Source organism: Parasphingopyxis marina, assembly GCF_014237875.1.
GTDB classification, from domain to species: domain Bacteria; phylum Pseudomonadota; class Alphaproteobacteria; order Sphingomonadales; family Sphingomonadaceae; genus Parasphingopyxis; species Parasphingopyxis marina.
In genome coordinates this window covers 349,740-372,918 of the sequence record NZ_JACJVJ010000002.1, presented here as the reverse complement: position 1 = coordinate 372,918, position 23,179 = coordinate 349,740, and the positions used below count along the sequence as shown (strand labels likewise).

Genomic DNA, 23,179 nt, shown 5'->3' with positions numbered 1-23,179 from the left:
GGTTGCCGACCATAATGGGCGCCTAAAGCGCCCCCCGAATTTCTTGCGACCCCTTTATTGCGCAACTTATGTTCGTTCTGGCGCTGCCTTGCAAGCGTTCACCACGCCGCTTAACCGCCTAAAGTGCTAAATTTGCGCTCAATTCCTTGATTTCGTGATTGAGGATGCGGTCATTGTCCGAATAGTCGACCGGACAGTCGATCAGATGCACGCCCTCGCTGTCGCGGCAGGTGACGAGCAGCTCTTCGAGATGGTCGGCGCTTTCGACACGATGCCCATGGGCACCGTAGCTTTCGGCATATTTCACGAAATCGGGATTGCCGAAGGTGAGGCCGTAATCCTCGAACCCCATATTGGCCTGTTTCCAGCGGATCATGCCATAGCTGTCGTCGCGCAGAATCAGCACCGTGAGGTTGAGCTTGAGGCGAACCGCCGTCTCCATCTCCTGGCTGTTCATCATGAAACCGCCATCGCCGCAGATCGCCATCACCTTGCGGTCCGGATAGACCATCGCCGATCCCATCGCCGAGGGCAGGCCCGCGCCCATCGTCGCCAGCGCATTGTCCAGCAGCACGGTATTGGGCTGGCGGGCATTATAGTTGCGCGCGAACCAGATCTTGTAGACGCCATTGTCCAGGCAGATGATGCCGTCGGCCGGCATCGCTTCGCGCACGGCCTTCACGAGATGCGGCGGATAGATGGGGAAGCGCATATCGTCGTCGAGCGTGGCCGTATGTTCCACTTCCGCGGCGTGCGCCTTGAGCATCTTGTCGAAATTCCAGTGACCTTGGGGAAGGATGTCTTCCTTGATCTGCCAGATCGCGTTGGCGATATCGCCGATCAGCTCGATCTGCGGGAAATAGACCGGATCGACCTCGGCCCGGTTCATCGAGACATGGATCACCTCGGTGCCGCCGCGTTTCATGAAGAAGGGCGGTTTTTCAATGACATCATGGCCGATATTGACGATCAGGTCGGCCGATTCGATGGCGCGGTGGCAATAATCGCCCGCCGATAGCGCCGCGCAGCCGAGATATTTGTCGCTGGTTTCGTCGATCACGCCCTTGCCGAGCTGGGTGGTGACGAAGGGGATGCCCGTCTTTTCCACGAACTGGGTAAGCATCCGGCTCGTCATCGTGCGGTTGGCGCCGCCGCCGATGACCAATACCGGCGATTTGGCTTCCTCGATCTTGCGGCGCGCGGCGTTGATCGCCTTGGCTTCGGCCACCGGGCGGCGGCAGATGCTGCGCGCGATCGGCGTCGAATCGGTTTCCTCGTCGGCGATATCTTCGGGCAGTTCCAGATGGACCGCGCCGGGCTTTTCTTCCTCGGCCAGCCGGAAGGCTTCACGGATGCGCGAGGGGATATTGTCGCCCGAGGCAAGCTGGTGGGTGAATTTGGTGATCGGCCCCATCATGTCGACGACGTCGAGGATCTGGAACCGGCCCTGTTTCGAACTCTTGATCGGTTTCTGGCCGGTGATCATCATCATCGGCATGCCGCCGAGCTGGGCATAGGCGGCGGCAGTCACGAAATTGGTCGCGCCGGGGCCCAATGTGGCGAGGCAGACGCCGGTCTTGCCCGTGTGGCGGCCATAGGTCGCGGCCATGAAGCCCGCGCCCTGTTCGTGCCGCGTCAGGATAAGCTTGATCTTCGAGCGGGAGAGGCTGTCGAGGAAATCGAGATTTTCTTCGCCGGGTACGCCGAAGACATATTCGACACCCTCCTCTTCCAGGCACTGGATGAAGAGATCCGAAGCTTTCGTCATAGTGCTAATCCCCTGTCTCGCGCCCGAATTTCGGGACGTTACACAGGGAAATGCCTCACGTCACGCCTCAATAGCCGAGTGCCGGGTCGGCGACGCCGATCAGCGGTTCGCCGGCCTTGTAGCGTTCCAGATTGTCGAGAAACCGGCGCACGCCGCGCTGGAACATCAAGGTCTGCGAACGCCCCGACATGTGCATGGTGATCAGGCAATTGGGCGCATCCCAGAGCGGATCGTCGGCCGGGAGCGGTTCGGGATCGGTGGGATCGAGGAACGCGCCCATGATGCTGCGCTTTTCGAGCGCATCCCTGAGCGCGCCCTGATCGATCAGCGAACCGCGCGCGATATTCACGAGATTGGCGGTCGGCTTCATCGCGGCGAGTTCCTCGGCGCCGATCAGGTGCCGGGTTTCGCCGGTGGCGGGCGCAGCGATAACGACCCAGTCGAATTCGCTGAGCCGCGATTGCCATTCGTCCGGCCCCAGCACATTCGGGCTTTCATCGGGCGAGCGGCGCACGGCGGTGACCTCCGCCTCAAAGCCGGAAAGCATTTGCGCGATCCTCTGGCCGATCGCGCCATAGCCGATGATCAGCACCTTGGACCCGTATAACTCCGCCTTGCCCGGGGAATCGCCGGGCCATTCGTGGCGATCATGCGCGCGGACGATCTCGTCGAGCCGTTTCGCGAGCAGCAGCATTCCGGCAACCGCATATTCGGCGACGGGAATCGCGTTGATGCCGACGCCGTTGGTCAAGGCCATCCCGCGTTCGACGACGGTATCGAGCGGCAGGTGATCGAGCCCGGCATAGATGGTGTTGAGCCATTTCAGCCCTTCGCCGGCGCGAATCGCGGTCGCCATCGCGTCCTTGTCGTACATGTCGAACCAGCCGATTTCGGCGTCTTTGGCGGCTTCGACGGCCTCTTCCGGCGACATCCACCAATGCACATCGAGCCCCTGGATCTTGTCTTCGATCAGGGGGCGGACCAGCCCGGACAATGCGGCCTTGATCGGCGTGGTCATGCCCCGATCCTCCATTCCCAGCGCAGCGGATCGCCGTCCATGATCTCCACGCCCTGTTCGGTGAGCATGTCGCGGATCGCATCGGCGGCCGGGAAATTCTTGTCCCTCTTGGCCTGTTGGCGAAGATCGAGATGGCGTTCGATTTCTTCCGCGGAGATAGTTGCGGCGGCCGGGCGGACGCGCAGGTCTGCGCGGACCAGCGAGCCGAGTTGCAGCCCGAGCACTTCGTCCATCGCCGCGATCGCCGCCAGGCGCTGCGAGCTGTCGATCTTTTTCTGGGCCAGCACCTCGTCGAGCGTGGTCAGCGCCTTGGGCGTATTGAGATCGTCCGACACGGCCTCGTCGAACGCGGCCAGCAATTCGAGGAGGCGGGGATGGTCGGGTTCGGCGGCGTCGCCATTCTCGCGAAGCGGCTCGATCGCCATGACGAGGCGTTTGAGCCGGGTGAGCGCCGCGAGCAGATTGTCCCAGCTGAATTCCAGCTCGCTGCGATAATGGGCCTGCAGGCACATCAGGCGATAGGCGAGGGGGTGGACGCCCTTGTCGACCAGCAGTTGCAGCGTCAGGAACTCGCCCGCCGACTTGCTCATCTTGGCCGCGTTGCCGTCCCTGGCGCGATCGACGAGGAAATTATTGTGCATCCAGATGCTCGCGCCGGTATCGGCAGAGCAGCTATGCGCCTGGTTCTGCGCGATCTCGTTGGGGTGGTGGATCTCGCGATGGTCGATGCCCCCGGTGTGGATATCGAAATGCTCGCCGAGATACATCTTGCTCATCACCGAGCATTCGAGATGCCAGCCCGGCGCGCCCTTGCCCCAGGGTGAATCCCATTCCATCTGCCGCGTCTCGCCTTCGGGCGTCTTGCGCCAGATTGCGAAATCGGTGGCGTGGCGCTTGCCCTCGACCGGGTCGATCCGGCTTTCGCTCCCGGAATCATTGGCGTCGGTCGCGGCGCGCGCAAGGCTGCCATAATCCGGGACGGTCGCGGTATCGAAATAGAGGCCGCTATCGAGCTGGTAGCAATGCTTGTCGGCGATGCTTTTCGCGAAATCGATCATCGCCTCGATATGGTCGGTGGCGATCGACCATTTTGCGGGCTGGCGGATATTGAGCCGCTCGACGTCCGCCCAATAGGCTTGCGTGTAGAATTTCGCGATGTCCCAAGCTGACTTGCCGGCCTCGCTCGCCGCTTTCTCCATCTTGTCGTCGCCGGCATCGGCGTCCGACGTCAGATGGCCGACATCGGTGATGTTGATGACATGGGTGAGCTTGTAGCCTTTCCAGCTTAGCGTGCGGCCCAGCGTGTCGGCGAAGATATAGGCGCGCATATTGCCGATATGCTGGAAATTATAGACGGTCGGCCCGCAGCTATAGACGCGGGCTTCGCCCGGATGGGCGGGCGCGAACGCCTCCGCTTGCCGGGTGAGGCTGTTGAAAAGCGTCAGCGGGGCGGGGCGCGTCTCGGTCATGATCGCGACGGATGACGGGCGCAGCGCGTCACGTCAAATCTTTCGCGTGCAAATGCGCGCCGGGACGGCGGTGGGCCTAGTCCTGGTCACCGCCTGCCGATGTCTGCAGCCAAAGGTCGTCATTGCCTGCGCCGGTCACCGGATCGTCGATGATCGGGCCTTCGCGGTTCGGGAAGATCTCCACGGTTTCGATCAGCGGGCTGACCGGCATGCCCTCCAGGCCGTCCTCGTCCTTCTCCTCGACATCCTCTTCGATCAGATCCTGTACGGGAACGTCGAAACGCGGATCGGGCGTGGTGGGCGTCGGGACGAGACCGCAGCTTGCCGGATTGACGATCAGGCAGCCGTTGATCGTGGAGGTCGGGTCGAAGGCCCCGGCGATCGCGGTTGCAGGGATCAGGTCGATGCCGGTGATGGTGCCGCTCGTGCCGCGCTGCACGCCGTTGACGACAATGGCGAGATTGGCGCCTTGCGCCGCGTTGATCGCGATACCGCCATCGCCGACCACGAAGCCGCGGCGGTCCGCGAAGTCTGTTCCCGGCACGCTGTTCTGGATGAACGCGCCGGTCGCAGCGGTGATCACCATGCCGCCCGCCTGGATGAATCCGTCGTCGCGATTGATGCCGTCGCTGTTGGCGAGGCGCAAATCGATGGCGCTGGCCGTCGCACCGGCGATGTCGGCGACGGCCGCGTCGGTCGCGACGACAACGGAGGGCGCGGTGAGCGTCAGCAGGCCGCCCAGGCCGCCATCGTCGTTGAGCACCGAGATATTGGCGGTCGAGGCATCGACGCGGATGCCCGTGTCGGAAAGCAGGGCGAGCACATTGGTGGACGTCGCATCGGCAAGCGACAGTTCGCCATTGACGCGCAGCTGGCCTTCGCTGGCGAGCAGCAGGGTGCCGGTCATGCCGATATTGCCGTCCTGCGGGCCGCCCGCGCCACTGGCGACGAACGCGGTCAGCCCGCGCACGATCATCGAGGGCGCAGCCGATCCGGTATCGACCGCGAACAAGGTCAGGTCTCCGCCCGAGAAGATCAGCGCGAACTCGTCATTGTCGAGGCTGAACACTCCGGTTGCCGCCGGTCCGCCGAGCACCATCTGGTTGGTGCCGTTGCTCTCGATGAATATGTCCTGCGTATAATCCGACGTGCCGAGCTGGCCGCCGCGCGTGATATCCATATCGGCGCTGCTGGTGTTGATCGACAGGGCATAGGCCAGCGCCTGGATGTCGATCAGGCCGCCGGCATCGATCAGCAACAGGTTCGGTGCGAAGACGTCGTCGAGGATGACCGCATCGGTCGCCGCCGTGATCGTGATGTCGCCGGGGCCGGGCGAACCGACGACCGTGCCGAGCGGAACGAGATTGCCCGGCTGCGGTTGCCCGCCCGCCTGCATGACGGTGGCGACGCCCGCTTCGAGCGAGCCTACGGTCACGGCGCCGCCCGTGCTGGTGAGGTTGATATCGCCGATCGACTGCGAAGAGCCGACGAACAGATCGCCGACGGTGACGATATCGACATCGCCATTGGTCGCGCGTGCATCGGACACGGTGAGATCGCCGAGAGAATTGAGCGAAACGGCGCCGCCGCTGGCGAGAACCTGGCCGGCGACCGTGATATCCGTCGTCACGACCACCGCGCCGGTGTCGGACCGCAATTCGGCATCGCCGCCGGCAGCGAGAATATCGAGGACGATGCCGCCCGCGCCGCGCGCATCGACCATGCCGCCGGCATCCATCGTGCCGCCGGTGATCGACGCACCGTCGAAGAGGATGTCGTTCGAGGCGGTGGCGCTGGTAAAGGCGATGTCGTCGCCGGCATCGGCGGTGAAATCGCCGCCCTGAGCTTCGAGCGAGCCGAAGCCGATGGCGCCGCTCGCGTCGAGATCGATGGCGCCGCCCACGACAATGGTGCCGTTGCCGTCGATATCGCCGTCGGTCGCCGTCAGGGTCAGGTTGCCGCCGATGGCGCCGTTGTTGAGCGCGACCTGCTGGCCGACGATCGTCGTGTCGCCGCCGCTGTTCGCGGTATCGACACGCGCCGCCCCGCCGCTCGCCTGGACGTTGATCGTGTTGCCCGCATCCAGCGCAAACAGGTCGACGCCTGCCGGGCCATCGATGGTGATATCGCCGCCCGCACTTGCCGCACCGCCAAAGACATCGCTGCTGGCAAACAGGTCGATCGCATTGCCGGCAGAGATACCGCCGATCTCGATGGTCGTGGCGTCGATCGCGATATTGGCGGCGCCCGATGTGCCGCCGAGATAGGCGTAATCAGTCGCCGACAGGATGATGTCGCTGCCCGGCACGCTGACATCGCCGAGCACGATATCCTGGCCCGCAACGATATCGACATTGCCGGTGCCCACGCTGAGGAATCCGACATTGATGGTGCCGGGCACGACATATTGCCCCTCCAGCGGGCCGCCGATATCCGCGGCTTGGGTCAACTCGCCGCCCGCGTCGATACTCGCGGCGAACAGGTCTCCGCCCACCGTAATCCCGACATCGCCTGCGCTGGTAATCGAACCGGTGCCGAGCAGGCTTCCGGCGGCGACGATCTGTAGCGTACCGCTGTCCAGCGCGGCGTCGCGCAGGTCGATATCGCCTTCCTGGCTCTCGATCAGCATCTGGTTGCTGGCCGAGAAACTGGACGCGACACCGTCGATGCCGATGATCATGCCCGACCGCGTCGTGATCAGCACATCGTTGGCGGCGACGGCGCCGCCATCGAGGATAAGCGCAATCGGCACGCCGGTCTGCCCGATCGCGACGATATTGTCGGCGAACAGGCTTCCCAGGCAGGCATTGCCCTCGACACAGGCCGCGCGCAGCAGGCCGTTATCGTCGGATTGCGCGACGCCGTTGGGCGGCGCGTTGTTTATATCGACGCTGAGCGAGCTGCCCATGATCGCGCCGCCGACGCCGTCGATCGCCTGCGCCGTCATGATGACGGCGCTGTTATTGGAATCGATGGTTCCCGCCGAAACGATCGACGCGATCGGCGTCAGCGCCGGCGAGAGCAGTTGGCCCGCCGTGCCGATGTCTCCGGCGAGCAGGGACAGGTTGGTGAGATCGGTGAAGGGCGAGGCAGGATTGGGCGCGACGAAGGGATTGGCGCTCGCGGCGACCGTGGCCCCCGCACCGATGACGATATCGTCGCCGGTCCGCACCGTCAGCCGGTCGTCGGCGATCGTGTTCGATCCGGCCATGAACAGCGCGCTGCCGCCCGAAGAAACGGTAATGACGCCGGTCGAGGTGACGTCGCCGGTGATCGTGGCGCTGTAATTGGGGTCGAATCGTTCGAAGGTCGGATCGTTATCCGAACCGGCTTCGATATTGATGCCGGAAACGACGATGCTCGTCAGGCCAATATTGACGGTGATCGGCGGTCCGACGACCGCGGCGTCGTTGATCAGCGCGTCCATCCCAGCCGAAAAATCGATGAAGCCGAACGCCTGGAGATTGTCGGCGGACGCGTTGCCTTCGGCCCGTACCGAAATCTGCGTCGTATCGCTGACGATGCGCGATCCGGCCATGGCGTTGAAATCGCCCCCGGCGGCGAAGTCGGCATCGCCGTTCACGCTGATCGAATCGACGCCCGGCGTGCGGTTGGTATGCGAAACGAGGATCGAGGAAAGGCTCGAGACGCTGAGCGCCCCGCCCACGACGAACTGGCCGTCATCCTCGAAGGCGAACTCGACATTGTCGCCGGCGCTGATCGTGGCGTCGTTGGTGACGCTGATCGCGCCGCTGTTCGAACTGATGAAGACGCCGCTGCCCGGCGTGCCGGGAACCACATTGGCGCTGATATCGAGCGAATCGAAGCTGATAAGGCCCAGCGGGTCGGTCGAGGTGTCGGCAATGATGACGGTGCCGCCATAGGCATAGGGCGAGACCGCGCCGATCGAATCGAGCCCGTCCGCCTGGATGAGGACGGCGCCCATGGTGATGATGCCGGGGCTGCCTTCCTGCACCTCCACGATGCCGGTGCCGCCGGTGCCGGTGCCTTCGGTGCCGTCGAAGCCATTGGTGCCGAAAGCACCGTAAACGCCCCCGCTCCCCGCGGCGCCCGCGCTGCCGGTCACCAGGATGTTCACATCGTTGGTTGTGATCTCGCCGCCCTGGGCGAGGAAGCGCGCGGTGCCGCCGGTGCCCGAGCCGCCGTCGCCGCCGTCGCCCGAGGCACTGTCGTAGGAGTTGGCGCCCGATCCGCCATCGCCGCCGACCCCGGTGCTCGAAAAGTAGAAGGCGGAAGACGTGCCGATGGTGATCGTGCCGCCGGTCCGAGCGATGATTTCGGACACACCGCCGGTGCCGGAGCCGCCATCGCCGCCGTCGCCGCCGTCGATCCCGCCGCCGAACTGGTAATATCCGTTCGTGCCGTCCCCGCCATAGCCGCTGGAATCGATCACGAAGCCGCCGCCGCTGATATCCACATCGCCATTGGCGCCGATGACTTCGAGCCGCGCGGTTCCACCGGTTGCGGTGCCGCCGCTACCGCCATTTCCAGTGATGGCGTTGGGCGTGCCGCCGTCGCCGCCGGTCGCCACGGCGGTGATCGTCGAGGAATTGAGATCCGCCGCCACGTTGTTGACGTTGATCGTCGCCGTGCCGGCCGTGGCGTTGCCGCCATTGCCGCCGGTAATGCCCTGGCCGCCGGTACCGCCCGTAGCGTTCGCCGATACGGTATAGTCGGGGGTGGAAAGATCCGGCTGGTTGAGGTTGATCGTCGCGATACCGCCGATGCCGTCGCCGCCATTCCCGCCGAAATCGTCGGCGATGCCCGGCGACGAAGCCCTGCTGTCGGCGCCGTCGCTGCCGGTGCCGAGCGCCTGGACGGTGAGCGAGGTAAAGCTGATCGTGCCGGCCGTATTGTTGAAAATCGCGGTACCGCCGGTGCCGGTGCCGCCATCGCCGCCGCGGCCGGCGGGTTCGCCGCCGAATCCCTGATCGGAATCCGCTGCATCTCCGCCCGCACCGTCGGCCTGGACGAGCACGGTGCCCGCGGAGATGGTCGAGGTGCCGTCGAAATTGAAGGTGGCGGTGCCGCCGGTGCCGTCTCCGGCATGGCCGCCGTCGACGCCGCGCCCGAAGCCGCCGTCGCCGCCCGTGCCGTTGGCCGCCACGGTAAGCTGGTTGGTGACCGTGAGGGTGCCGGTGATCGCATTGAACGTGGCAGTGCCGCCGATACCCGCGCCGCCCGAACCCGATCCGGAAACGCCGACCGAGCCGTACGAGCCGTCGCCGCCAAAGCCGTCGGCGGAAACGGTGAGGTTGGTCACGGTGGCATTGCCGCCGTTGAGGTTGAAGACGACGGTCCCGCCCATTCCCGTGCCGCCATCGGCCGCGGGGTCGGGCGGCAGCGCCGAGGGTGCGAGGCCGAAGGCCGTCACCAGGCCCGGCCTCGGGCGGCCGAATCCGGAAAGCGCTACGATTTCGCCATTCTGCACGATATCGCGGATTGCGCCGCCCCTGCCGCCGAAACCGTCGGCCGAAACGTCGAGAAGGTTGGCGTCGAACGTGCCGCCGAGAATGTTCAGCGTGAACGTACCGCCGACGGCGCTGCCGCCGATGCCTTCCGGGAAGGTGCCGCCGCCTTCGCCATCGAAATTGATAGCCCCGTCGGCGTCCGCAAATACGCGGCCAAATCCCAGAAAGCCGCCGTCGATGCGGAACTCGATGTTACCGCCAAAGCCGGTCGGGCCGCCATTGGCACCGGGAATGGAATTGCCGCGGCCATCGGCGCTGAGAAAGGCAAAGCCGTTCAACCCCGAGCCGAAGTCGATCACGCTGTTGGTGTCGACCGAAATCAGGATGGAGCCGCCCTGCGCAATACCGCCGGCGTCATTGGCCGCCGCCGCATCGACGGAAACGCCGATAAAGCCGCCATAGATCGCGCCGCCATTCTGGGCGTAGATCGCGACATTGCCGCCCTGTTTGTCGCCGCCGGTGCCGGTGCCGCCATAGGAGGTGCGCGAATAGGCATAGACGTCGATCGAATTGGTGTTGAGGACGCTATCTGTCCCGTCCACGGTGATCGTCGCATTGCCTGCCTGGTTGATGACGACCTCGTTGCCGTCGCGGGCGGTTGCCCGGATCGCCAGGCGATCCGTGTCGAGCGAAGCCCCGTTGGCGATATCGACAACGATATTCGCCGCATTTGCGCCGGTCGTGACGCCGTCGGTGCTGGCGTCCATGAACACCGTGTCGCCGACGGAAACCAAGGTCGGTCCGGTCACGAGAAGGTTTATGGTGCCGCCATTGGCAAGCCCGTCGGTCGGGGTGCCGCTCGCGTCGATCGCGTCGCCATGGCCGGCCAGCGCGCTCATCGTGAAATCGCCGATATCGTGCGAACCGGCGGAAAAAGTGGCATTGACCGTGCCCGCGGTAGCATCGTTGCTGACCGGGCTTCCGTTGGTTCCCGGCGCGGCAAAGGCATCGGCGAACAGGCCGATAAATCCGGCGTCTATCGTTCCGCCGGTCACGTTCAGCGTCACCGTTCCGCCGAAACTGTCGCCGCCCTCGGCCGGTGGATTGAATATCGTATGGTTCGCCTGGCCTTGGGCCGACGCGCCCAGCACCAGGCCGCCGACGTCGATCAGGCTGGCTTCGCCTTCCGAATTGGCGCCGTCGAGGTTGAGCGTGACAGTACCGGCCCGGGCCGTCCCGGCCGTATCGCTACCTTCGCCGGCGATCGCATCGGCAAGGAAGATCGCCGTGCCGCCGACGCTCAGAATGCCGCCATCCAGGACGTTGATGGTCAGCGTGCCGCCTTGCGCGTCCTGGCCGCTTATTCCGATGCCCTGGGTGCCGTAGGCGCCGACATCGACCGTGAAATTGCCGCCGATGGCAATCTCGCCGCGGGTTTCGCTGCCGACATAGCCGGTATCGATGCCGACATTGATGATGCCGCCCTGCGTCGCCGTTCCGGCGCGAAGGGTAACATTGCCGTCGACATCGACGCGGCCGCCGTTCGTGCCGCCGAAATCGATCTGTTGCCCCGCGATCAGCGTCAGATCGTAGTTGCTCCTGATGGAATTGGTGTTCGCGCCGAGCGCATCGATCGTGCCGCTCGCGAAAACGGTCATGTCCGACGTGAACTCGACGCTTCCGAGCGCGATGTTGACCGGGATCTCGTTGACCGGGCTGGAAGCGACGACCGGAATCGGCGCCTCGTCCGTTCCCCCGACCGAGACATTGTAGCCGGAGCTGAGGATGATGTTGCCGTTCTGGATATCGGCGCTGGCGGCGGCATCATAGCCGATATCGCCGCGGACGAGCATGGTGATCGCGTCGTTCTTCGGAACCGCGACGAAATAGATCGCCTGGGCGTCGGGATTGGCCGGGATCGGCTCTTCGCCGGGCTCGCCGTCCTGTGCCGGGGTCGGGCTGCTCGCCGGCCCGATGGTGAAGCCTGTGTGGACGACCCCGTTCGCATCGGTCGTGCCGACGGTGACGTTGATATCGAAAAGGCCGTTGTTGATCATGATATCGGCTTGTTCGGCCGCGACATAGGCGACCGAACCATTGACGTTGACGACGCCGTGCTGCTCGATCCGCGGCGCGACCAGCGCGACGTAGCTGCCATTGTTCGAGGCATCGATATTGGGGCTGGGCAGGCCCCTGTTTTCTTCGATGACGATCGAGGAGCCGGCGATCGAAGCCTGGCCGAAGCGGATCTCTCCGCCCGGGCCGAACAGGGTGGTATCGCCGTCGGTATCGATCGGCAAAGAGGTGAGGACGAGGCTGCCGACGTCGAACGAACCCCGGGGCCCGATGACGAAGCCGCCCGGCGTGTAGAACCAAAGCGCCGGCGATCCGACGATATCGCCGTCGATCCGGATTACCGGGCTGCCGGAGATATGGTTTATCCGGTTGAGGACCGTCTGGTGGCTGCCGCCGTTGAACGCCAGCCGCTCGCCGTCCTGAAGGAAGAAAGCTTCGCCGGCGGGGTTGAGCGCACCGTTCAGGTTCCAGTCGATAATCGCTTCGCTCGACGTGACGGTGACGATGTCGGTCGTCGCGCCGGGCGTGTAGGTTCCGCTGCCGAGCGTAAAGCTGGGCGCGCTGCTCACCGGGATGGAATGCGGTTGAGGGATGCCGCCCGATCCCGCCGGCGCCTGCGGCTGGTTGGCAACGATCATGTTGCCGGGAATGTGCGGAATATTCTCGACGATCATGCCGGGCACCGGTTGCGCCAGCACCGGCTGGGTGGCGAGGGCGGCAACCAGCACGGTTGCCGCGCAGCTGCAACGGAACAGGCTCTTGGTACGGCGTGCGGGCTTACCGGTCATAACATATTCCTCTCGCCTGACCCTTCATCGTCATCGTGCGAACCTGATCAGCATGGATATAAGCAGCCGCGGATCGGGCCTGGTGCGCGTGATGTTCGTGCGTTCGATCGGGACCGTGAACGTCGCGTCGAAGCGCGCCAGATCGCCATAATTGGCGCGGAGCCCGGCACCGGCCGACCACAGCTCGTCGCTGCCGCCGAAGCCGGAAAAGACCGGATCGTCGTTCCATACCCAGACGGCGTCGAAAAAGCCGTACGGTTGCAACGCCCAGCTCTCACGCGTGCGCGGAACGGCGCTGCTGAAGCGGATTTCCGAGCGGAAGCCGAAGCCCTGATCGCCGATGATCGTGCCCGGATCATAGCCGCGCCCGACCGTATAGTTGCCGGCCGAAAATTCCTCGTAGGAAAGGAGCGGATCCCAGCTGATCTGCGCGCGCGGCTGCAGCACGAAGGCGATCACCGGGCTCGGCCGGAATTCGGCCAGCCCCTCGAACCGGATGACGGTCGCGCCGGCCTTGCCCGCGGTCCGCGTCTGGGGGATGGCGACCGCCGGGAAGATGCCGGGGTCGGTCGCATCGAAAATATCCAGCCCCTGGCGGATCTCGGCCGAACCGGCGAAGCGCCAGCGCGGTTCGGCGGCGCTGAAGCCGCCATGGCCGTCGATGCTGGCGCGGTCGATCACCTGCGCGTCAAGGCGCGCATAGGCGACGCGCAGCCGATCCCGGTTCAGCGGCGCACCGCCGAATTCGATCTGCTGGTTGATGAAGTCGAAGCCCGCGGTTCCGCCGATCCGTGTGCCCTGGTCCAGCACGAAGGGGTAGCTGACAAAGGCGCTGGCGATCATCGTTTCGGTGTCGAACGGGCTCGCGCCGGCGATCGTCGGATCATTCCAGGCATAGGTGAAGGAGCCGCCGACGCGCATCCCGTCATTGCCGGCCGCGAAGCTGTGCGCGAGGCTGACGACGAGCTGTTCGTTGAAATCGGCGCTGGCGAAGAAGGCGATGTTGGTGCTGTCGCCCATGCCGGTCAGGTCGTTGAACTGGGCGCGTGCCTGACCGCCGAACCGGCCGGTCGAGTGGGAACTGTAATTCTGGACGTTGAGTTCGCCGACAAAGCCGGTGCGCTCGACGCGGACATCGCCGATCACCTCGCCCGGCGCGCCGTCGGCGGGGCGCAATGTGAGCCGGGTATCGAAGCCGGGAAGTTCGCGGGCGAGCAACAGGTTGCGCTCGGCCGCGCGCTGGTTGAACGGCCCGGCATGGGTCAGCGGTTCCAGATAGCCGGCGATCCGGTTTTCCGAATTGCCGGTTTCGCCGCGCACCTGGATGCGCGTCATCTGCGCGGTCAAAATATCGAAGCGGACTATGCCGTCATCGCCGATCTGCTGCGGCGGCACCTGCACGGCGGCGAGATAGCCCTGATTGCGCAGGATTGTCGCGGCGCCGTCGCGAATGTCGCACACGGTTGCGATCGGTACTTCCTGGCCCAGATATTCGGCGAAGGAGGGCGCAAGATCGGATTCGGAAATCTCACCGAGATTGGAGAAGGTGGCGCCGCGCAGGGTGAAGCGGACATTTTCGAAGCGCGGCTGGGCAAGCGGGCAGGGCGCGCGCTCGATCCCGCCTTCGACTTCGATCCGCTCGGGGCGCTCGCCGATGCTGGTATCGGGTTGGCGGAGGATTTCCTCGCGTGTCGGCGCCGCCGTCGTCTGGGCTATCGCTGCCGCAGGCCAAGCCGCAAGGACAAAGCCTGATATTAAACCCAGATTACGCAATGCCACGCCGTATTTCCCCCTGGCAAGTGACTGACGCACCAAGGCCAAGAGGCAGAGGCAAGCAGTCGCATTCGGATCCGATCCGGACCCATTGATTGGTACCGCAAGATTGCTGCGGTGTCCCGGCAATAACCATCTTTTGCGACCCTAAAGACGGTTATGCGCTATTCGAATTTACCTGAATCCCAATTCTCCATTTCGCTGGCAAGCTTAAATTCGGCGATTGTCGCCGCTTAGCTTGCATCCCCAGCTTCCGATTCGTTCTCGGTGGCGAACGCGCTCAGCTGCTCGTCGCAACCGTTTTCGAGCAGCGCAGCGCCGACCGCCACGGGATCCGTCAGGTCGACCGCCAGCGAAGTGATGACGATCTCCTGCGCATTATATCCTCCCGGCCCTTCGACGCGATAGGTGCCGTTGTGCGGAACGAAGCTTGACGGCCAGGCCGACTGATTTTCACCCGCTGAAAAGGCTACGGTAGCGCTCGAACTGTCGACCAACCGGGTCACCGTGTAGGAGGCCGCCCCTTCCGTGTCATAACGCCAGAACGAGACCGGCTGGCCCTGGGCAATGCAGAAGGGGCCGCTCATGCCGATTTCGATCTGCCATGTGGCCGGCGTCGAAACGGGTTCGCCGGTGCGGCTGACACCCGTACGGGCTATCGCGTTGGTGAAGCCCACGCCGTTGGACGCGGCAAGCCGCGGCCCGCTGAGCGGATATCGGCCAGGACGGCTATATTGGCGCGTCCCCCGGCTGGTAAGAATGGTGATGCTGTCGCCGGCACCCAATACGATGACCTGATTGTCGTCGAGCCGCGTACCGCGCGGATACTGCCGCGCCGCCGCGCCGCTGGACCGCGTAACGAGCACATCGGCCATCGCTGCGCTGCCCATCGATGCGACCGACAGGCCCATCGTTGCATAGATAAGAGCTTTATTTGCCTTGTAGAACATAACTGCCTCCCGGTTCGGTTTCTTTCAGCCGCGACGCGAAATTTTGCAATGCCGCATCGCCAGGGTTCTGCCCGGCCAATGCCACTATTTCGTCGCGGGCTTTCAGGTCGCCCTGTTCGAATTTACGCCATAAGGATTGCAGCAAAGAAGCTGAACCTGCCGTGATTTCCAGCACAGGTTCGTGGATTTCCACCGGTGTCGACCGGCCCGACAGGGTGACGCGCCCTAACGGCCTGAAATTGACGGTTTTTACCTCTTCCACCGCTTCGCCGCTCGCCAGGGCGACGGTTTCGAGCCACTTGTTCGCGCCTTCGAGCCGGGCGGCGGTGTTCATGGCGTCGCCGAGCGCGGTATACTGGATGCGCTCCTCGCCGCCGAAATTGCCGACGATCGCCTCGCCCTTGTGCAGGCCGACACGGGTGCGGCCGACCGGCGGCACCCCATCGGGCACCGATTGGCGGAATTCCTCGCCGATTCGCCACATCGCCACCGCGCATTGCGCGGCGCGTTCGGCATCGTCGGGCCGCGAAATCGGGGCGCCCCAAAAGGCGACGACGGCATCGCCGACGAACTTGTCGATCGTTCCGCCATGATCGAGCACCGCCTCGCTCATCAGGTCGAGATAGCGATTGAGCAGGGTTGCAACCATTTCCGGTTCGATCGCGTGGCTCAACTTCGTAAAGCCCTCGAGATCGGTGAAGATCACGTAGAGTTCGCGCTTTTCGCCGGTCAGCGACAGCCGGTTGGGATCGGCCAGGATCTGGGTCGCGACGTCGGACGGCAGATATTTGTTGAGCGCGCCCTGCACATATTGCCGCTTTTCCGCGCCGACCGAACGCGCCGCCGCGCCGACGGCGGTGAAGGCGATCATCCAGCCGGCGCCCCAGCCGAAAACCGGGAGCGTCTGGGTATCCGTTCCCGCCCGGTGGAGGGCGAAGGGCACGAACACGAGGAAGGCGGCCTGCAGGATAATCAAAAGGCCGAGCTTCCAGAGCCTGAGATCGCTGAGGCTGGTTAGCGCGCCGGCGAGCACGACGAGGAACGCGGTGGCCCATAGCGCCCATCGGGGCACGGCGCGCAGCATCGTTCCGTCGAGCATTTGCGACAGGAGATGCGCATGAACCTCCACCCCGGCAATGGGCGGATCGCCGCGCAATCGCGTGCGCGGGGTTTCGAACCGGTCCACGTCGGGAATGTCGGTGCCGATCAGGATATACCGGCCCCTCACAAAATCGGCCATGAAGGAGGCTTCCTCCGGTTCGCCGAAGAAATCGATGGGCAATTTGGTGAAGACCGCGCCATCCTGAAAGGTGGGGCGCCGATATGTCATGCTGCCCCTGTGGGACCGAAAGGCCTCATGCCCGGGTGCGAGCGAGTTCGCCATGAGCGGCGGCAAGCCTTCGGGCTGTTCGGGCCAGCTTCGCACGACATTGTCGCTGTCGGCCTCCAGCTTCACGCTGGTCGGCCGGACGAGCGGGTTGGTTATCCGGCGATGGAAATCGTCTATAAAATCGACCTGGCGCGGCTGGAGCTGGAGATTGGGATTAAATTCCGGCGTGACGAAGGCGAGATAGGTCGGCGTGCGCATCGCGTTGAGCGCCGCCACGAGCTGTTCGTCATTGGCCGTTTCCTGATCGATCAGGATGTCGATCGCGATCGCGCGCGGTTCCATCGCGTCCAGCGCCGTCAGGCCCCGGGCCAGGATGGCGCGATCGAGCGGCGAACGAATGCCGGTATTGAGGAGCGTGTCTTCTTCATAGGTGACGATCGTGATGCGCTCGTCCTCCTCGGCCAGCGGCATCGCATATGTCGCGCGCAGGTCATAAAGAACCCGTTCGATCTCCTCGACGCCGGGCATCGTCCAGCTGAAACGCGCAATCAGCACCGCGATGAACAGCAGGGTGACGCAGGCGATGAAACGGAGCGGCCCGACTGCGCTCCAGATGCGGACGGTCCACGGCACCCAGTGGCGGTCGACGAGTTCTTGGCGCTCTTCGTCTGTCGCTGCGGGTTCTTCGATTGCCATGGCCCGGACTTCCTCCCGGCCTTAATTGGCGCGGGTAACGGGTTGCGTGCCATCGCCGATCACGGCGAAGCCGGACCAGTAATAGGGATGCGAGGTCGCGGGATCGTCCATCAGCCCGCGCTGCGCATTGCGCATCGCTTCGCCGAGGGAGACGTCCTGTCCGCTGCGGAACAGGCCGGTGATCAGCCTTTCGGTCGCGTCGTAATCGTCCGGTGCAGGCCAGTGGCTGGCGATGACGACACGGCTGCCGGCGCCGACAAAGGCGCGCACCAGGCCATCGAGCGCCGAACCGCCGCCGGTGACGCCCGCCGCGCGCGAAGCGGCGATCCCGGCCGCGCTCGCCGTGTCGCAGGCCGAAAGGATGACGAGATCGGCGTCCAGCTTGAGGTCGAAAATCTCGGCGAATTCGAGCAGCCCGTCCGAGCTGTCGCTATCGCCGAACGATGTGAGAAGCGCCGGCTGGGGCGGGCAATCCCGCCGGGCCGGCGTAATAAGCCCGTGGGTCGCGAAGTGGAGGATGCGGAAATCGTTGAGGTCGCCGCGCTGCATCACCGCCATGTCGGTAAAGGCATCGCCGGTGACGACGCTCGATGGGTCGGAGCCGATCAGCCGGCGGACCGTCTGCAGCTCGCTCGCCGCTATCGGCGACCGCCAGAATTCGAGCGGCCAGGTACAGTGCGAATAGGAACTGGAAAGTTCGGCGTTCGCCCTCTGCAGGCGTGCCCGCGGCCGGGAATTTTCCCCGAAGCCGAGATAGGCGCGCGAGGCGCTCGACGGCGGAAGGTTCCTGATATCGCGAAAGCCGCGCGCGGAAATCGCGGTGCTGATCGCATGATCGCGGCCGAGCCAGGCAACGCCGGTGAAATCGAACGGATCGCCACCGGCTTCGACGCGGCGCTCATAGGCGGCCACGCCGGCCTCGTCGGTGACGAGCAGGTTCGCGGGCAGGCGCAGCATTCCGCCATCGGGCTCGACGATCAGATGGTCGACCCCGGCCATCCGGCCCGCGACCGGGCCGAGCAGCTCGGTAAACAGATCGAAGGCCTGGCGGACGTCGAAGGGAAAGGTCAACCGCTGGCCATTGTCCACGAACGAAATGGTTTCGCGCAGCAAGGTCACCCGGCCATCGAGAATATCGGCGTCGAGATCGGGCCGGTAGGGCAGGACGCTGTCCTGCGTGACGAAGATCACATAGACCTGCCCGGCCACCTGGCTGAGCTTTACATAGGCTTCGCCCGGCTGGAGCGAGGCCTGCAGATCTTCCAGAGTCAGCGCCGCGGTCGACACCGCCTGGTATCGCGGAAAGCCTGCAAGCTGGGCGGTCGTCGCCGCCTGTCCTTCGGTCAGCTCGGCCAGTTCGGTTTCCAGTGCGGCGATGCGCTGGAAGGTGAGGCTGGTCGGTTGCTCTATCCCGCGCAGCCGCGCAAGTTCGATACGCGCGGTCTCGATCGCGCGGGTGAGCGTCACCGATTGGCGGAACAGCCGCGCGGCTTCGTCATTCCCGTTCGATAGCTCGCGGGCGAGCACGGCTTGCGTGTTCGCGACGCCCGGGCGGACAAGGGTTTCGGTTGCCAGGAAGAAATCGGCGGCGAGCCCAGGGTTGGTCGGCATCTCGTCGAGCATCAGCTCGAAATAGGGCGACAGCTGGTTTTCCAGGCTGGTGCGCGGGGTCGCGCGGCCCCGGTTTTCGGCGACGACCTGCGCGAACAGGCCGAGCGCGGTATCGGTTGCGCCGCGCCGGGCATAGTAAGCGGCGAGCCGCGCCTTGGCGGCGCTCGATGCGATCGAGAGTGGATATTGCGCTTCGAGCAGACTGACCGCCAGTTGCAGCCTTGCCTCGGCAGAGGCGAAACTGCCCTCTGCTTCGTCGATCTCGGCAAGTTCGGTCAGGGCCTGTGCGCGCAGCCGGGCGGTCGAGCGCACCCGCCCGTCGCGCACGGTGGCGATTTCCGTAAGCGACCGGCTCAGCGCCGTGCGGGCCTCGTCGGTGCGGCCCTGAATGCGCAGGATAGCGCCGCGCAACTGCCGCGCCTGTGCATCGAGGATGATTGCGCGCTCCGTTACGGTCAGCCTTTCGCTCTCCTCGCCGCCGAGCTGGCGGGCGAATTCGGAACCGCTGTTGATCTGTTGCGAAGTATCGCTGGTAATCGCGGCGTCTTCGGCCTCGGCTCCCGGGGTCATCAGGGCGGCAAGCCCATCGTCGAGAATCGCGAGCGCTTCTTCCGGGCGCTGCTGGTTCAGCAGGTGGAGCGCCTGGAAATTGCGGCGCAGACGCAGTTGGGTCGGACTGGCGCTGGGAATCGCGAGAGCGCGGGCATAGGTAGCGTCCGCGGTTTCGAAATCGCCGAGATTGGATTGCTGCAGCGCCTGGTTGATCAGATATTCGCCGGCGCGCTCGTTGGAATTCGCGCCGCCGTTCTCGGCATTGCGCTGGAGCAACGTTTCGAAGAATTCGGCGGCTTCGGCATAATTGCCGCTATTGTTGCGCCGATAGCCTTCGGCGAGTGCCTGGTCCGTATCCAGCGTGCCGGCCTGGACGCGCGCAAAGGCGGCTTCGTCGCCCATGCCGGTGGTGGCGATGCTGAGCTCCCCGGGCAGCATGGTATCGGTATAGATGGTGCGCAGCCCGAGCTGGAGCGCGCTGTCATAGCCGGTGAGGCCCTCGGCGACATAAAGCGTGTCGCCGGACGAATGGGCGTAGACGGTGTAGGCGACCTCCGCCGCGCGCAATCCGCAATCCCATTTGCCGACGCTGCCGATATCGGCGATCGTCACCGCGGCTCGGGTCGCCCCGCACTCGACCTTGGCCTGGCGCAGCCCCGCGAGCCGGGCCTCGGCATCGGTTCCGGTGCGCAGGGCGTAGATATAGCCGACGGGTTCCGCGGCATCGCGGCAGACGATCGCATAGGCGCGGTCGAACATCGTCGCCATGGCGGGATCGGTCAGGCGCGACTGGACCCGGCAAAGCAGACCCGTGCCGCTGCCGAGACGGAAACTGTCTTCGAGACTGGGGCGCAATTGCTGGGCTGGCGCCGCCGCCGCGGCCGTTAACGCCATCGCGACCGCAACGGCCTTCACCCCATCGAACCAACGCATACAGCCCTCCCGCCGCACAAATCATGATGCATCGCAGAATCGAACCGCAACGCAGAATACAGATTTTTTAGCGACCCTTGAGCGGCTTATATCAGCCAAAGGGCGGAATCCAGTGCCGCAGATCACATCGGCCGGAAACGGGACGCCGCGTCAACTAGCGGTCGTTTAGCCTTGCGCGAAGTTTCGTGGCGAGCGAGGGCGCGCGCGCCGGCATCCGGCGCAAGGACGGCAGCGGGGATGCGGCGCGCTCCCCGCCAAGCAACGCCAGCGCCTCGGCGAAGTCTTCCTCCCAGAAGATGGGGCTGCGCGCGCTCAGCATGTAGATGTCGGGCTCGATCCGCTGGGCAAGGATCGAGGCGAAGCGCTGCTTGCCCGTGCGGACAAGTTCGATGCGCAGCCGCAGCCGGTCCGTATTTTCGAGCAAGGGCAGGAGGTCGATCGCCGATGCGGTAAATTCGCCGCGCGCGCCGAAATCGGGATCACGGCGGATTTCCGCGCCGTTCGCGCGGATCGTCAGCGCGCCTTCATGGAGCGCCGCGAAATCGAGCCGGGCGGCATCGGCATCGAAGCCGAGCAGGATATGGTGCCGGTTCGGCAGCGCGTCTGCCGTCCGGCCGATCTTCGCACCGTTCGTCAGCCAGGCCGTCTCGCCTTCCTCGCGATGCGCCTGGCCGAGGATGATCCGCCCGGCATTGCCCGGCGCGCGGACCGCTTCCGGCTTGTGCAGCAGCAATTTGCGCACCGGCAGCCGGGCCGCGTCGAGCAGGGGTTTTTGCGCCAGATAGGCGGCCGTCCCCGTTATCGCCGTGACCGTTTCATAATCGCCGGAATAGCGAAGCAGCGGTTCGGGCAGCACGAACAGGTCCCGCCCGGCCGCCTCGGCGCGCGCGGTATATTCGTGAACGATGCCCCGGGGCGTGCGATAGGCTTCGAAGTCGCCGAGCCGATCGAAAACGGCCTTGCGTCCCGCGATAATCTCGAGCCCGTGCGCCGCGCCGGTCAGCGCCTGGGTCGCCGGGTCGCCGCCCAGCGGCGCGAACAGCGCATCCAGCCTGCCATCGGCGTTCGAGGAAAAGCGGAAGGCGGCCGTGACAAGATCGGCGGGCCGGGCGGCACTGGCGTCGCGCAACGCGGCGGCGAAGCCGGCATCGAGCGACAGGCCGGCGGCCGCCTGGAAAATCAGGATCGCGCCTTTCGCGGCTTGGAGCCCATGGTTGAAACAGGCGCCCGCGCCGGTGCCGATGGCTTCTATGATCTCGATACGATCGTCGGCGAGCCGGTCATGCGCCTTGCGCTGATCCTTGCTGACGGTCGCGGCGGTGTAGATCAGGATTTCGTCGATGCCCTCGGCATCCAGCGCTTCGGCGACGGCTTCGTCCAGCGCGTCGCGGGTCGGCGCATGGACGACGAGGCTGATCGCCTCCGCCTCTTTCGGCGCGTCTACCGGCGGCATCAGCGCTGCAACGCCTTCCGCCGCCAGATAGCGGTGGAAGCCATACCATTGCGCAAGGTTGTCATCATTGTCGAAGGCCGGGCGGGCAAGCGGCTGTCCGTCGATCAGCGCGAGGCGGAGCCGCAGCGCCAGCGCTTCGGTATCGGGCGGCACCAGGGTCGCGTCATGGTCGGCCGGCGCGATCAGTTCGGGCGTGCCGCCGACGGCTGTCGCGACGAACGGGATGTGATGGACGAGCGCCTCATAGACGGCCATCGTCGAATTCTCGATCAGCGAGGGCATGGCGGCGATCATGTCGCGCGAGCACATAAGCGAGAGCGCTTCGGGCTGGTTGAGATCGGTGACGATATCGACGGGAAACGGCCAGCGCGCGGCGTGTTCCTGGATGAAATCCAACGGTTGCACATCGCCTTCGCTGGCCAGCGGCTCGCCGGGCTTGCCGAGGAAGGTGACGCGCTCGATGGAAACGCCCTGCGCAACCAGCATGTTCACGGCGTGGACGAAGAGGTCGAGCCCCTTGCGCGGTTCGAGCCGGCCGAAGAAAACCAGTTCCCGGGCCTTCACGACATCGCCGATCGCGCGCTTCGGTCTCCGATCTTCGACCTGCACCTCTGCAAAATCGACGATATTGGGCTGCACATAGGTGCGGCCTTCGGGCAGCGTATAGCCGATATGACCCATGAAGCTGAGGAGATGCGCGCTGCCGCCCACGACCATGTCCGCCCATTCGACGCATTTCTGCTCGGCGAAGCTGGCAATCAGCAGGTCGACATTGTCGATCGGCTGCATCTGATAATGCCGGTTCCAGATATAGGGCGAGGACGTTTTGGTGACGAACAGCGTGTCCTGGAAGGCGAGGCCCAGCCGCTTGGCCTGCAGCGCATAAAAGGCGCCGCCCCGCCATTCGGAACTGTGGACGACGTCGAAGCGCGGCTCGGCCCGGAGCCAGCGGTAGAAGGAGAGCCAGCGCGCCTGCCATTTGGCGCTCGCCCCGGCCAGCGGTTCGCCGAGATCGGGCAGCGGCACGAAGCGGATGCCATATTGTGTGTAGAAACCGACCCAATGTTCGGCCGTTTCATTCTCGACCTCGCGGCCCTTCAGGTAGCAGACGGTAACGTCATGGCCCTCTGCGGCGAGCCCGCGGGCGAGATGATAATAGGTGGAGGCGATGCCGCCATTGCGGACCGGCCCGACAATCTCTTCGGTCGCGATCAGGACGCGCAGCTTGCCCGGCGCGTCGCTCTGGAAGGCGGCGAGCGAGGGGAAGGACTGAACGGCGAAGTCGTCGCGCTGCATCTAACGGGGTCCAATCGGGCGTTTACGCATAGCC

General features: G+C 64.9%; 9 protein-coding genes. All 9 read right to left on the bottom strand.

Annotation, left to right across the window (positions count from 1 at the left end; translation table 11 throughout):
- Window positions 1–118: 118 nt before the first annotated feature.
- The 9 genes from H6P80_RS10475 to H6P80_RS10435 all read right to left on the bottom strand — a co-directional run bounded on the left by H6P80_RS10475 (window position 119) and on the right by H6P80_RS10435 (window position 23,145).
- Entirely contained in the window at window positions 119–1,768 is a 1,650-nt protein-coding gene (locus H6P80_RS10475) for an acetolactate synthase large subunit (RefSeq protein WP_185801333.1), read from the bottom strand.
- Between the two features lie 67 nt (window positions 1,769–1,835).
- The gene (locus tag H6P80_RS10470) at window positions 1,836–2,786 is read right to left on the bottom strand and encodes a D-2-hydroxyacid dehydrogenase (RefSeq protein WP_185801332.1); all 951 of its coding nucleotides are present in this window, start codon (window positions 2,784–2,786) and stop codon (window positions 1,836–1,838) included.
- The gene (gene cysS, locus H6P80_RS10465) at window positions 2,783–4,255 is read right to left on the bottom strand and encodes a cysteine--tRNA ligase (RefSeq protein ID WP_185801331.1); all 1,473 of its coding nucleotides are present in this window, start codon (window positions 4,253–4,255) and stop codon (window positions 2,783–2,785) included. The genes H6P80_RS10470 and cysS overlap by 4 nt, the downstream gene beginning before the upstream one ends.
- Before the next feature lie 76 nt (window positions 4,256–4,331).
- A complete protein-coding gene (locus tag H6P80_RS10460; protein ID WP_185801330.1) occupies window positions 4,332–12,551 on the bottom strand; it encodes a hypothetical protein in 8,220 nt (2,739 codons plus the stop codon).
- Between the two features lie 30 nt (window positions 12,552–12,581).
- Complete coding sequence (locus H6P80_RS10455) at window positions 12,582–14,330, bottom strand: ShlB/FhaC/HecB family hemolysin secretion/activation protein (protein ID WP_185801329.1); 1,749 nt, start codon at window positions 14,328–14,330, stop codon at window positions 12,582–12,584.
- A gap of 227 nt (window positions 14,331–14,557) precedes the next feature.
- Window positions 14,558–15,274, bottom strand: coding sequence for a hypothetical protein (locus tag H6P80_RS10450; protein WP_185801328.1), 717 nt, complete (start codon window positions 15,272–15,274; stop codon window positions 14,558–14,560).
- Window positions 15,255–17,300, bottom strand: coding sequence for an adenylate/guanylate cyclase domain-containing protein (locus H6P80_RS10445; RefSeq protein WP_185801327.1), 2,046 nt, complete (start codon window positions 17,298–17,300; stop codon window positions 15,255–15,257). Before H6P80_RS10445 ends, H6P80_RS10450 begins: the two co-directional genes overlap by 20 nt.
- Before the next feature lie 21 nt (window positions 17,301–17,321).
- Window positions 17,322–20,396, bottom strand: coding sequence for a CHAT domain-containing protein (locus tag H6P80_RS10440; RefSeq protein WP_185801326.1), 3,075 nt, complete (start codon window positions 20,394–20,396; stop codon window positions 17,322–17,324).
- Between the two features lie 154 nt (window positions 20,397–20,550).
- Window positions 20,551–23,145: a glycosyltransferase family 4 protein gene (locus H6P80_RS10435; protein ID WP_185801325.1), complete on the bottom strand. Its 2,595-nt coding sequence runs from the start codon at window positions 23,143–23,145 to the stop codon at window positions 20,551–20,553.
- Between the last annotated feature and the right edge of the window lie 34 nt (window positions 23,146–23,179).

What these genes read in the sequence shown, in the direction of transcription:
- cysS (WP_185801331.1), bottom strand. Translation starts at nt 4,255, where the DNA reads ATGACCGAGACGCGCCCCGCCCCGCTGACGCTTTTCAACAGCCTCACC.
- H6P80_RS10450 (WP_185801328.1), bottom strand. Translation starts at nt 15,274, where the DNA reads ATGTTCTACAAGGCAAATAAAGCTCTTATCTATGCAACGATGGGCCTG.
- H6P80_RS10470 (WP_185801332.1), bottom strand. Translation starts at nt 2,786, where the DNA reads ATGACCACGCCGATCAAGGCCGCATTGTCCGGGCTGGTCCGCCCCCTG.
- H6P80_RS10475 (WP_185801333.1), bottom strand. Translation starts at nt 1,768, where the DNA reads ATGACGAAAGCTTCGGATCTCTTCATCCAGTGCCTGGAAGAGGAGGGT.
- H6P80_RS10445 (WP_185801327.1), bottom strand. Translation starts at nt 17,300, where the DNA reads ATGGCAATCGAAGAACCCGCAGCGACAGACGAAGAGCGCCAAGAACTC.
- H6P80_RS10435 (WP_185801325.1), bottom strand. Translation starts at nt 23,145, where the DNA reads ATGCAGCGCGACGACTTCGCCGTTCAGTCCTTCCCCTCGCTCGCCGCC.
- H6P80_RS10440 (WP_185801326.1), bottom strand. Translation starts at nt 20,396, where the DNA reads ATGCGTTGGTTCGATGGGGTGAAGGCCGTTGCGGTCGCGATGGCGTTA.
- H6P80_RS10460 (WP_185801330.1), bottom strand. Translation starts at nt 12,551, where the DNA reads ATGACCGGTAAGCCCGCACGCCGTACCAAGAGCCTGTTCCGTTGCAGC.